The organism is Janibacter sp. HTCC2649, from assembly GCF_000152705.1.
Classification (GTDB): domain Bacteria; phylum Actinomycetota; class Actinomycetes; order Actinomycetales; family Dermatophilaceae; genus Knoellia.
Window position 1 is genome coordinate 4021413 of record NZ_CH672413.1, and the last position, 12252, is coordinate 4033664.

The following is a 12252-nucleotide window of genomic DNA, read 5'->3' on the forward strand; positions in this document are numbered from 1 at the left end:
ACCCTGTTCTGCGGGGGTTGCAATCGCGGTCGTGCCCTCGGGTCGGCAAGGCCCAGCAGAGCCACACCGGGGGAGATCACTTGATGAAGAAGTCCATGCTTGCTGGCCTCGTGGCTCTCGGGGGAGTCGCTGCGGCGCTCGCGCCGGCGGAGATGGCCTCGGCCACCACCATCACGCCTGGCTCGCACTACCGGATGTACACCGGAGCGGGTTCCGGCAGCCTGGGGGACTGGAAGCTCCTGGGGCGCACCACGTCCACCGATGCGTCCTTCAAGGCCGCCAAGGCGGGGGTGTGGGTCTACGGCGACTCGATCACCCGGGCCGACTACGCCGACCTCGCGGCGAGCCTCACTGCGAAGGGTGTTCCTTCGGCCGTGGACGCGCAGGGCGGCCTGCCCACGTTGCCGGCCGTGGATCGACTCGCGGCCCGGGTCGCACGGCAGGGCTCCCCGAGAATCCTTCTCATGGCGACTGGTTCCAACGACATCTTCCGACCCACCTTCGTCGGCTCTGCGGCGACGAAGGTGCGGGCGCTGGTTGGACCCGGCACCAAGATCGTGTGGGTCAACACCTACGTCAAGCGCACCCGCGTCCCGGCCACGATGCAGACCTACGACCTACGCAACTCGATGTCGGTCAACACTGCGGTCACCACGGCACGCGTCAACGTGGTCGTGGACTGGTCGGGGTTCCTCCGGGCGAAGGCGTCCCGGCCAGGCGCGTACCTGTCGGACGGTGTGCACACCACACCGCTGGGGCGGGACGCCCGCAACGCCTTGATCCTGGCCAAGATCGCACCCTGACCTCAGCCCCCGCAGCGGGATCCGACCCGGGCCGTCAGGGGATCGGGAGCTCCTTGAGCGTGACGGCCTTGCCGGTATGCCGTGTGCTCAGGTCCGCGAACGCCTGGCGGATGGTCTTGGCGTAGAGGTGGGCACCGATGAGGGAGGGGTGGATCCCGTCGGACTGGAGTTGGCCCGTCGTGCCGTTGAGGGCGGAGTCCCAGTCGGCCACGGCGACGTTGTCGCGACCAGCAGCGAGCTCCTTGAGGGCGGCGTTGTCCGCGGCGATCCGGCTGATCCGGCCGTGGAGGGTCACGAGGACGACCATGCGATCGGGACCGAGCGCATCGAGCGTCTGCCGCGCCCGGTCGAGGTCCGTGCCGGCGTTGGTGCCGAGGGCCAGGACGACGGCGCGACGGTTGGCGTTGCCGCGGGCACTGATGACCTTGAGGCCCTCGGCCCACTGACGGTTGGAGCGGGCGTCCATGCGGATGCCGGGGAAGTAGTAGCGCAGGGCGTGCACGCTGCCCACCATCATCGAGTCGCCGTATCCGTCGATCTCGTTGCCGGTCGGCATCGCCCACGATTGCGCGATGGGAGCGGCGGGCTTGGCGGCCGGGGTGGACTTCGACCCGGACGACGGGGATGCTGACGAGTTGGGCTTCGACGTGGGCACCGGCGCGGAGACCGTTGCGGCAGAGGCGTTTGCATCGAGAAGCTTCTCGACGCTGGTCCGGGTGGGGGCAGTCACGAGGACCACGGTCAGCACAATGGCGAGGACGGCCACCCCGGCCCAGACCGCCCGAGCGGTGCGGGTGCCGGCGTAGCGGATCGAGTGGAGAAGGTGAGCCGCGGACCCGCGGAAGCCGCGGCTCCGGACCGGAGTCTCGATGAAGCGATAGGACAGGTCGGCAATGGCAGCCGTGACGACCACGCACCACAGGCGCGACCAGAGGTAGTCGTCGGCGCCGCGAGAGGCCCACGGCAGGTCGGCCTCGACGATGAGGATCACGGGCCAGTGCCAGAGGTAGAGACCGTAGGACCGCTCGCCGATCCACCGCAGGACCGGCTGGTCGAGGGCAGAACGAAGGGGAGTGGGGCGCTCCACGACGCCGAGAACGAGAACGGTCGTGGCGAGCGAGGCCGCCAGGATGCCTCCGCGGAACGTCAGCGGCGTGGACTCGTCGAGCAGGGCCACCAGCGCGACGAGCACCAGGCCGGCGACCGCGACGGCGGGGACGCGAACCCGTTGCCAGGTGGCCGTCGAGGTCCAGGCACGGTGAGGTGCCGCCCAGGCGAAGGCGAGGGCCGCGCCGAGCATGAGACCCATGAGGTGGGTGTCCGTGCCGTAGTAGACGCGGGTCGCGCCCATCGCCGGGTCGTAACTGCTCGCCATGAGGACGGCGGATCCCAGCGCGAGCGCGACCGCGACGCCGGCGCGCGCCCGTGACGACGGCGCAAGCCGGAGCAGGACGAGGGCGACGACCGGCCAGACGAGGTAGAACTGCTCCTCGACCGCGAGCGACCAGAGGTTCATCAGCAGTTGCGGCGCGGTGCTGTGGAAGTAGTCGGAGCCGGCGCCGATCTCGAGCCAGTTGCTCGTGAAGGTCAGTGCACCGACGGCCTGGCGCCTGATGCCCACGAGCAGATCGGTCTCGACGAGCCGCGCCAGGAGGATCGTGCTCGGGACAAGGACGAGCAGGGCAGGCAGGAGGCGCCGGGCCCGACGCGTCCAGAATCCGCGCAGATCGACGCGTCCGTTGCGCTCGTGCTCGCGCACGAGGAGGGTCGTGATGAGGAAGCCGGAGATGACGAAGAAGACGTCGACGCCGAGGAACCCACCGGGCACCCAGCGCGGATCGAGGTGGAAGGCGAGAACGGCGAGGATCGCGATGGCGCGCAAACCATCGAGCCCGGGCAGGCGACCTGCCGGGCGCGACTCTGCGCTGCGGGAGGGAGTCGACGCGCTCGTCGCCCCGGGTCCCGCCTGCGAGCTCTCCACGCTCATGTCCTCAGGCTATGGACGGGCACTGACAGGGTCAGGGAGGCGCGCTGGGGAGTGACGGACCTAGCATCTCGCCCATGGAGACGAGCCTCGACCCCACAGGCGATGGGCTGCAGCCCGTCCGCGTGACCGTGAACGTCCGGGGGAGGGTGCAGGGCGTGGGCTTCCGGTGGTGGACCCGGGCCAGAGCACTCGAGTTGGGGCTGATCGGGCACGCCCGCAACACCTCCGACGGGCGGGTCGAGGTCGTCGCCCAGGGTCCACGCGGGGCGATCGCGCGCTTCCTCGACGTCCTCGCCGAGCAGCCCTCGACGAAGCACCGCCCCGGCCAGGTCGTCTCGGTCTCCACGCCCCTCGAGAGCGCCCCGCGCGCGGATCTCACCGGCTTCGTCGAGAAGTGACGCCCGGGAGCTCAGGGTGCGCACCCGGCATACCGGGTCGTGGGACGCAGGGACCGCGCGAGGTGTTCGTTCCTACGATGGGCAGATGAGTGACGTCCCTCCGGAGCTGGCCCGCCTGCGTTCGAGCATCGACAACATCGACGCGGCTCTCGTGCACCTGCTCGCCGAGCGCTTCAAGTGCACCCAGCAGGTCGGCGAGCTCAAGGCGGACGAAGGTATGCCGCCCGCGGACCCTGCGCGCGAGGAGCGTCAGATCCAGCGGTTGCGCGGCCTGGCGGACGAGAGCGGTCTCGACCCGGAGTTCGCCGAGAAGTTCATCAACTTCGTCATCGCCGAGGTCATCCACCACCACGAGTCGATCGCCAAGGGCTGACCCCGCCAGTCACATCCGCCACTCTCGTCACAGGCAACGCAGGGGCCCTTCTGCTTCCCCGTCGGTGCTCCGGCCCGCCGGTACAGTGAGCGGTCAACCAGCTGTCCCCGAGGAACCGAGAGTCATCGCGTGTACGTCAAGAGCCTGACCCTCAAGGGGTTCAAGTCCTTCGCCTCGGCCACGACCATGCGCCTCGAGCCCGGAATCACCTGCATCGTGGGCCCCAACGGCTCCGGCAAGTCCAACGTCGTCGACGCCCTCGCCTGGGTCATGGGGGAGCAGGGTGCCAAGACCCTGCGCGGCGGCAAGATGGAAGACGTCATCTTCGCCGGCACCGCCGGCCGCCCGCCCCTGGGTCGCGCCGAGGTCAGCCTGACGATCGACAACACCGACGGCGCGCTCCCCATCGACTACGCCGAGGTGACGATCACCCGGACGATGTTCCGCAACGGCGGCTCTGAGTACGCCATCAACGGCACGCCCAGCCGTCTGCTCGACATCCAGGAACTGTTGTCCGACAGCGGAATTGGCCGCGAGATGCACGTCATCGTCGGACAGGGACAGCTCGATGCCGTCCTGCGTGCGACCCCCGAGGAGCGCCGCGGCTTCATCGAGGAGGCCGCGGGTGTCCTCAAGCACCGCAAGCGCAAGGAGCGCGCCCTCCGCAAGCTCGACGCGATGGAGGCCAACCTCACCCGCGTCCACGACCTCACCGGTGAGATCCGTCGCCAGCTCGGCCCCCTCGGTCGTCAGGCCGAGGCCGCCCGCAAGGCCGCCGTCATCCAGGCCGAGGCCCGCGACGCGCGCCAGCGCCTGCTCGCCGACGACCTCGTGCAGCTCACCTCCACGCTCGAGCAGGAGGTCGCCGACGAGACCGCCCTCATCGAGCGCCGCACCACCGTCGAGAACGCCCTCGAGTCCTACCGCTCGCGCATCACCGAGATCGAGCGCCAGGCCTCCGATGCCGCCCCCGAGCTCGGGCGCTCACAGGACAGGTTCGTCAAGCTCCAGTCCCTGCGCGACCGCCTCGAGTCGACGGCCTCCGTCGCCCGCGAACGCGTTCGGCTTCTCAGCCAGGACGACGTCGACGAGACGACGACCGGCCGCGACCCCGAAGAGCTGCGCGCCCAGGCGGCCCAGGCCCGCGAGGCCGAACAGAAGCTCCTTGCCGAGGTCGCGACCGCCGCCGAGCAGCTCACCGCGTCTGTCGCCGCCCGTGAAGACGCAGAGAAGGCGTATGCCGCGGAGCAGGATCGCTTGTCACGTCTCGCCCGCGCCGCGGCCGACCGGCGCGAAGGCTTGGCCAAGCTCGCCGGCCAGGTCGGCGCCCGCCGCAGCCGCATCGAGGCGGGGGAGGCCGAGATCGGTCGCTTGCGTGGCGTGATCGAGGCCTCTCAGGCCCGCGCCACCGAGGCCGAGCAGTCGTTCGCACGCCTCGAAGGCACGGTCGCCAACGACGAAGAAGGCGAAGAGGGTCTCGACAGCGCCTATGAGACCGCCGCCGAGGAGCTCGCCGAGCTCGAGGGCCGCATCACCGCCCTCGAGAACGCCGAGCGCGAGGCCGAGCGCGACCGTTCGTCCGCTGCTGCCCGCGTCGAGGCCCTGGGCCTGAGCCTGCGCCGCAAGGATGGCGCCGCCGCCCTGCTCGCTGCCTCGGATGCAGGCCACGGCATCGTCGGCACCGTCGCCTCCCTGCTCCAGGTGACCGGGGGCCACGAGGGCGCGGTTGCCGCTGCCCTCGGTTGGGCCTCCGAGGCGCTCGCCGTCGGTTCCGCGCAGCAGGCCGCCCGCGCCGTCGACCACCTCCGGCAGGACGACCAGGGCCAGGCGACGCTGCTCGTCGGCGACACCGCGCGTGCGTCGAACCCCAGCACCTGGCCCGACCTCGACGGCTCCGGCGTCTGGGCCCGAGACGTCGTCTCCGCCCCGGCCGACGTCCTGCCCGCAGTCGAGCAGCTGCTGGATCGCGTCGCCCTCGTGGCCACCACCGAACACGCCCTTGCCCTCGTCGCACGCGGGGACGGCATCACTGCCGTCACCGAGGACGGCGACGTCTTCGCTCCGGGGTGGGTCCGCGGTGGGTCCAGCGCCGGCGAGTCCCTCCTCGAGATCCAGTCGGCCCTCGAGGAGGCCCAGGCGGCGGTCGCCGCAGCCACGACCAAGAGCGAGCAGACCCGATTCGGTCTGGCCACAGAGCGCGAGAAGGCCGCTGCGGTCACCGAGCGGGTCGAAGCCGCCCTCGAGGCGCTCCACGACAGTGACGCCCGCATGGCCGCCGTCGCCGAGCAGCTCGGCGGCCTGCAGTCCACGATCCGCACGAGTCGCGCCGAGGTCGAGCGCACCGAGCGGACCGTCGCCGACGCCGAGGCGGCCCTCGAGACCGACCGCTTGGAACTCGCAGCCCTGACCGCCCGTCTCGAAGAGGCGAGCGCCGAGCCGACCGAGTCGCAGGAGCCCTCCACCGACGAGCGCGACGACCTCGAGCTCGCCGCGAGCCGGGCCCGCACCGCCGAGACCGAGCTCCGCCTCACCCTGCGCACCCGCGAAGAGCGCGCCCGCTCCCTCAAGGGTCGGGCCGACTCGCTCGAAGGCGCCGCCCGCAACGAGATCCAGGCCCGCGAGAAGCTGCGCCAGCGCCAGGAACGACGTCGTCGGGAGGTGACGATCGCCGACGCAGTCAGCCGCGCGGCGGCATACGCCACCGATCGCATGGCGAGCGCGCTGGAACGCGCCGCTCGACTGCGTGAGGACGCCGAGCGCCAGCGCACCGAGCGCGACGCCGCGGTCCACGCGCTGCGCACCGAGATGGGCACCCACCAGGACGAGCTGCGTGAGCTCACCGACTCGGCCCACCGCGACGAGGTCGCCCGGGCCCGTCAGCTGGCCCGCATCGAGCAGCTGCAGGCCAAGGCCGTCGAGGAGCTCGGGGTCGACCCCGACGTCCTCATGGAGGACTTCGGGCCGCACCAGCTCATCCCGTTCATCGCCGGCCCCGACCACGAGGGCGACCTGCCCATGCCGTCGGCGTTCGTGCGCGACGAGCAGGAGAAGCGTCTGCGGCGGGCCGAGCGGGGACTGTCGGCCCTCGGTCGGGTCAACCCGCTCGCGCTCGAGGAGTTCGCGGCGCTCGAGGAGCGGCACAAGTTCCTCACCGAGCAGCTCGAGGACCTCAAGAACTCCAAGCGCGACCTCCTCGACATCGTCAAGTCCGTCGACGAGCGCGTCGAGCAGGTCTTCACCGAGGCCTTCCACGACACGGCCGCGCAGTTCGAGCAGGTCTTCCAGCGACTGTTCCCCGGCGGTGCGGGCCAGCTCATCCTCACCGACCCGAGCAACATGCTCACGACCGGCATCGAGGTCGAGGCGCGCCCACCGGGCAAGAAGGTCAAGCGCCTCTCACTGCTCTCCGGTGGCGAGCGCTCCCTCGTTGCCGTGGCCATCCTGGTCTCGATCTTCAAGGCGCGGCCCAGCCCGTTCTACATCATGGACGAGGTCGAGGCGGCGCTCGACGACACCAACCTCGGCCGACTCATCACGCTCTTCGAGGAGCTGCGTGACAGCAGCCAGCTCATCGTCATCACCCACCAGAAGAAGACGATGGAGATCGCCGACGCGCTCTACGGCGTGAGCATGCGCGGGGACGGCATCACGACGGTGGTGTCGCAGCGCATCCGCGACGTGGCCGCCAGCGCCTGACGCTCCGGGGCGAGAGCCTCAGTGGTTGTTGACGCGTCCAAACGACTCGAGCGGCCAGATCCGGAACACGACCGGGCCCACGACGCGGTTGAGCGGCACGAAGCGCGCGCACCCTTCGGCCACCGTGCCGCCCCGGCAGTTGACGACGGAGTCGGCGGACTGCGAACGGTGGTCGCCGAGGACGAGCAGCCGATCGGTGGGCACCCGGATCTCAGGGAAGCACCGTGAGGACCGTGGTGTCGTGTCGCACGTGAGCTCGGGGGTGCGGAACGCGTGGTCCTGGTAGATGTAGGGCTCCACGAGCGGCTTGTCGTTGACGAGAACCCGCCCGTCCTCGTCGCAGCACTTCACGAGGTCGCCGGGGAGACCGATGACCCGTTTGACCGTGTATGCCGTGTTCGACGGCCCGATCCCGGTGAGGTCACCGACCTTGCGCGCCGCCTTGACGAGCGGGTTGGGCGACTCAGGAAGCTGGGCTTCCTGCCAGGTCGCACCGTGGGAGAAGACGACGATGTCGCCGCGCTCCACCGTGGAGTTCGTGCGGTTGACGATGATGCGGTCACCGATGCGCAGGGTCTGCTCCATCGACTGCGACGGCACCCCGAACGGCTTGACGACGAACGTCTGGATGAGCGCAACCGCCAGGACGGCAAGCAGGATCTCGAACCCCACCGGAAGCCTTCGGCGGGTCCGTCGAGGGGCCCCTGCCGAAGTCGTCGCCGTCACGCGTGAGAGCCTACGCGGCGCCCGGCCGTGCACGCGCGCCATCTCACTGCGGGGTGTCGTTTTGCAGGGAGGGCCACCCTGGGAGACTCTTGACTCATGGTTGCGCTCATCATTGGCATGCTCGTCTGCGTCGGACTCGCTCTGGCAGTTGTTGCGCTCGTCGCGGTGCCTGCGCGACGTGATGGTCGTGACCTCCTCACGTCCAAGGGTGAAGAGGTCGTGAGTGCCCTCAAGGAGCGTCAGCAGTCGGCCCGTCAGCGCCTGGAGCGCGACGACACCGAGGACGGTGAGGCGGCGACGGACACGGACGTGTCCCCGACCGTTCCCGTCGACCCCGCTCGCTCCTGATGCGCTCCGGGATCGACCACTCCGCCAGCGACCCCGAAATCCGTCCCCAGGACGATCTCTTCGGCCACGTCAACGGCGGCTGGGTGGCACGCACCGAGATCCCCGCTGACCGCGGTCGCTACGGCTCGTTCGACATGCTGCGTGAGAGCGCAGAGCAGCAGGTGCACGACATCATCGCCGCCGTCGCTTCAGGCAACCCGGAGTCCGGCACGGTCGCGCGCAAGGTCGGCGACCTCTACCGCTCGTTCATGGACGAGGCGCGCATCGAGCAGCTCGGCGTCGAGCCACTCGCGCCGTTCCTGAGCGCCATCGACGAGGTCGCCAGCACGCGTGATGTCCTCGCCCTCCTCGGTCGCTTCCTGCGCGCCGGGGTGGACGGCCTCGTCCACCCCATCGTCAACACGGACGACCGGGACTCGACTCGCTATGTCGTCTACCTCGAGCAGGCCGGCATCGGTCTGCCCGACGAGGCTTACTACCGCGAGCCGCAGCACGAGGCGATCCGTTCGGCCTACCCGGCTCACGTTGCGCGACTGCTCACCCTCTCCGGCGCGTATGCCGGTGACGCGGCGACCGCTGCCGCCGACCGGGTCGTGGCCCTCGAGACCCGCCTTGCGGCCTCGCACTGGGACACCGTCGCCAACCGTGACGCGGTCAAGACCTACACCCTCGTCGACCGGGCAGAGCTCGACGAGCTGACGCCCGGCGTCGACTGGGACGCCTTCCTCGAGGGCGCTCAGGCGCCCGACGGCGCGTTCGACCAGGTCATCGCCCGCCAGCCCGACTTCCTGCAGGCCATCAGTGCAGCCCTGTCCGAGGTCGAGCTCGCGCACTGGCAGGACTGGCTGCGCTGGCGCGTCGTCCACGCCCTCGCGCCCTATCTCACCGATGCGATCGTCGCCGAGAACTTCGACTTCTTCGGCCGCACCCTCTCCGGCGTCCCGGAGATCCGGGAGCGCTGGAAGCGCGGCGTGGGTCTGGTCGAGGAGGCGCTCGGCGAGGCCGTCGGGCAGCTCTACGTCGAGCAGCACTTCCCGCCGCGGGCCAAGGACCGGATGGTCGAGCTCGTCGCCAACCTCGTCGAGGCGTTCCGCCGCAACTTCGAGACCCTCGAGTGGATGGGCGCCGACACGCGACGCGAGGCCGTCGCCAAGCTCGAGGCGTTCACTCCCAAGATCGGCTATCCCGACGAGTGGCGCGACTACTCCGCGCTCGCCGTCGACGGCGACGACCTGGTCGGCAATGTCGCGAGGGCCTCGGCCTTCGAGATCGACCGCAACCTCGCCAAGCTCGGTGGACCCGTCGACCGCGACGAGTGGTTCATGACGCCGCAGACGGTCAACGCCTACTACAACCCCGGGCTCAACGAGATCGTCTTCCCGGCCGCGATCCTGCAGCCGCCCTTCTTCGACGTCGACGCCGACGATGCCGTCAACTACGGCGGCATCGGTGCGGTCATCGGACACGAGCTCGGCCACGGCTTCGATGACCAGGGCTCGCAGTTCGACGGCTCGGGCAACCTGCGCAACTGGTGGACCGAGGCCGACCGCGAGAACTTCGACGGTCGCGCCCAGCGGCTCATCGCCCAGTTCAACGACCTGGAGTCGCGCGACGCCCCGGGGCACAAGGTCAACGGCGCGCTCACGGTCGGCGAGAACATCGGTGACCTCGGCGGGCTCACGATCGGGCACGCGGCATACCGGATCTCCACCGAAGGTGGCGACGCGCCGGTCCTCGACGACCTCACGGGTGACCAGCGGTTCTTCGTCGGTTGGGCCCGCGTGTGGTGCGGTCTGGCCCGCGAGGCCGAGGCCGTGCGCCTCATCGCCATCGACCCGCACGCGCCGATGGACCTGCGCGCCAACGCCGTGCGCAACCTCAGCGAGTTCCACGAAGCCTTCGACGTCACCGAGGGTGACGCGATGTGGGTGCCCGAGAAGGACCGCGTCCGGATCTTCTGACGGAGCCGTCCCAGCGTGATGCGAGGATGACTGCGTGAGCGCCATCGACACCCTCTGGGAATTCCTTGCCATCGGCTTCGGCCTGCTCGTCGTCCTCGGCGGACTTGCAGCAGCACTCCTGCGAGGGCGAGGTGGAGCCACCAAGGAGCTGCCCGGCGACCGGCCAGCTGACGCGTCGCCAACGCGGCCGGGATCTGCTGGCGGAGCCGACGATCATGACGATCTGCCGACTGGTGGGTCGTCCGTCGACACCCTTCCGGCGCCGGTTGATGACGCGGCGGTCGTCGAAGACCTCCCCACGACCACGGTCCCGGACGTCGAGCGTCCGGAGTCCCCGCAGACCCGACTGCAGCGACTGCGCGCCCGCCTCGCCCGCTCCAACACGGCGCTGGGCAAGGGTCTGCTCGCGCTGCTCTCGCGCGGCGACCTCGACGAGCAGGCCTGGGAGGACGTCGAGGACACCCTCCTCACGGCCGACCTCGGTGTCGAGGCCACCACCGAGCTCGTCGACGCCCTGCGCACCAAGGTCAGGGTCCACGGGACCGCCGACGAGGCCACCGTGCGCGGCTGGCTGCGTGAGGAGCTCATCGCCCTCGTCGACCCCTCGATGGACCGCTCGATCGCGTCGTCCCGCGTGGACGGCCGCCCGGCGGTGATCGTCGTCGTCGGCGTCAACGGCACCGGCAAGACCACCACGGTCGGCAAGCTCGCCCGCGTCCTCGTCGCCGAGGACAAGGACGTCGTCCTCGGAGCGGCCGACACGTTCCGTGCCGCCGCCGCCGACCAGCTCCAGACCTGGGGTGAGCGCGTGGGCGTGCCCACGATCCGCTCCGACCGCGACGGTGCCGACCCGGCTGCCGTCGCCTTCGACGCCGTCAAGGGCGCCGCGGAACTCGAGTCCGACGTCGTCATCATCGACACCGCCGGCCGGCTCCACAACAAGGTCGGCCTCATGGACGAGCTCGGCAAGGTCAAGCGCGTCATCGAGAAGCAGAGCCCCATCGACGAGGTCCTCCTCGTCCTCGACGCCACGACGGGCCAGAACGGCCTGCGTCAGGCCGAGGTCTTCAGCGAGGTCGTCGGCATCACCGGCATCGTCCTCACCAAGCTCGACGGCACCGCCAAGGGCGGCATCGTCGTCGCCGTCCAGCGCAAGCTCGGCGTCCCCGTGAAGCTCATCGGGCTGGGCGAGGGACCCGACGACCTCGCGCCGTTCGACCCCGAGGGCTTCGTCGACGCCATCATCGACTGATGAGCACTCCCGTCCATCCTGTCCGGCTGGGCCCGGTCCTGGATCGCGACGTCGCGGGGGCCGCCTTCCTCTCGTGCGCCTCGGTCTCTCTGGAGCTCGCGTCCCGTGACGAGGTGCGGGACGCGTGGGCACACGAGAGCTCCTGCGACGGGATGACGGTGGGCGGGCTGACCCACCACCTGCTCCAGCAGCTCGTGAACTGCGGCAAGGGGCTGGCTGCACCGGCGCCGACAGACGCGCCCGTCATCGGCCTGCTCGACCACTACGCGCAGGCGCCGTGGGTCGCGGCCTCGCGTGAGGGAGACCTGGACCCGGACCAGAACGCCAAGGACAACGCCGCAGCCGAGGCCGGGCCTGACGCAGTGCTCGACCTCGGGCGTGGCGCACTCGCCGACCTTCCGGCGCTCTTCGCGCAGCCGCGGGAGCCCGACGTCATCCACATCCCGTGGCAGGGCTGGTCCCTCGCCACGCCGGACTACCTCACGACCCGGATGATGGAGCTCGTCGTCCACGGCGACGACCTGGCGTCGAGTGTCGACCTCCCCACGCCAGAGCACGAGCCCACCGTGGTGTCTGCCGTCCTCGGCCTGCTGGCCGACGTCGCGCTGGCGCGGCACGGGCAGGTGGCCATGGTGCGGGCGCTGAGTCGTCCCCAGCGACTGACCGGGAGCATCTCGGCCTTCTGAGTGTTCGTTTCTCCGGGTCGCC

10 protein-coding genes are annotated in these 12252 nt (G+C 70.4%); 8 read left to right on the forward strand and 2 right to left on the reverse strand.

From position 1 onward, the window contains the following. Nucleotides 1-83: 83 nt before the first annotated feature. Nucleotides 84-803 carry an SGNH/GDSL hydrolase family protein gene (locus JNB_RS19190; RefSeq protein WP_009778196.1) on the forward strand — a complete coding sequence of 240 codons (720 nt, stop codon included), beginning with the start codon at nt 84-86 and terminating at the stop codon, nt 801-803. 34 nt (nt 804-837) lie between these two features. Here JNB_RS19190 and JNB_RS19195 read toward each other — a convergent pair whose 3' ends face one another. Further along, the gene (locus tag JNB_RS19195) at nt 838-2790 is read right to left on the reverse strand and encodes an acyltransferase family protein (protein WP_009778197.1); all 1953 of its coding nucleotides are present in this window, start codon (nt 2788-2790) and stop codon (nt 838-840) included. A gap of 74 nt (nt 2791-2864) precedes the next feature. On the opposite strand from JNB_RS19195, the gene JNB_RS19200 reads away from it, so the two are divergent. The 3 genes from JNB_RS19200 to smc all read left to right on the forward strand — a co-directional run bounded on the left by JNB_RS19200 (nt 2865) and on the right by smc (nt 7257). Then, the gene (locus JNB_RS19200) at nt 2865-3188 is read left to right on the forward strand and encodes an acylphosphatase (RefSeq protein WP_009778198.1); all 324 of its coding nucleotides are present in this window, start codon (nt 2865-2867) and stop codon (nt 3186-3188) included. Nucleotides 3189-3273: 85 nt separating this feature from the next. Beyond that, the gene (locus JNB_RS19205; protein WP_009778199.1) at nt 3274-3561 is read left to right on the forward strand and encodes a chorismate mutase; all 288 of its coding nucleotides are present in this window, start codon (nt 3274-3276) and stop codon (nt 3559-3561) included. A 129-nt stretch (nt 3562-3690) separates the two neighbouring features. Beyond that, complete coding sequence (gene smc / locus JNB_RS19210) at nt 3691-7257, forward strand: chromosome segregation protein SMC (protein WP_009778200.1); 3567 nt, start codon at nt 3691-3693, stop codon at nt 7255-7257. Between the two features lie 18 nt (nt 7258-7275). Here smc and lepB read toward each other — a convergent pair whose 3' ends face one another. After that, nucleotides 7276-7983: a signal peptidase I gene (gene lepB / locus JNB_RS19215; protein WP_237700716.1), complete on the reverse strand. Its 708-nt coding sequence runs from the start codon at nt 7981-7983 to the stop codon at nt 7276-7278. A 96-nt stretch (nt 7984-8079) separates the two neighbouring features. Between lepB and JNB_RS19220 the strand changes: the two genes are divergently transcribed. From JNB_RS19220 to JNB_RS19235, 4 genes are read left to right on the forward strand one after another with little or no spacing between them, the layout of a single operon-like run. Continuing rightward, nucleotides 8080-8331 carry a hypothetical protein gene (locus tag JNB_RS19220; RefSeq protein ID WP_009778202.1) on the forward strand — a complete coding sequence of 84 codons (252 nt, stop codon included), beginning with the start codon at nt 8080-8082 and terminating at the stop codon, nt 8329-8331. After that, on the forward strand, nt 8331-10292 hold the full coding sequence (locus JNB_RS19225) for a M13 family metallopeptidase (protein ID WP_009778203.1): 1962 nt from the start codon (nt 8331-8333) through the stop codon (nt 10290-10292). The genes JNB_RS19220 and JNB_RS19225 overlap by 1 nt, the downstream gene beginning before the upstream one ends. Before the next feature lie 34 nt (nt 10293-10326). Then, entirely contained in the window at nt 10327-11544 is a 1218-nt protein-coding gene (gene ftsY, locus JNB_RS19230) for a signal recognition particle-docking protein FtsY (RefSeq protein ID WP_009778204.1), read from the forward strand. Then, nucleotides 11544-12230, forward strand: a complete 687-nt coding sequence (locus tag JNB_RS19235; protein ID WP_009778205.1) for a maleylpyruvate isomerase N-terminal domain-containing protein — start codon at nt 11544-11546, stop codon at nt 12228-12230. Before ftsY ends, JNB_RS19235 begins: the two co-directional genes overlap by 1 nt. The last annotated feature ends 22 nt before the right edge of the window (nt 12231-12252 follow it).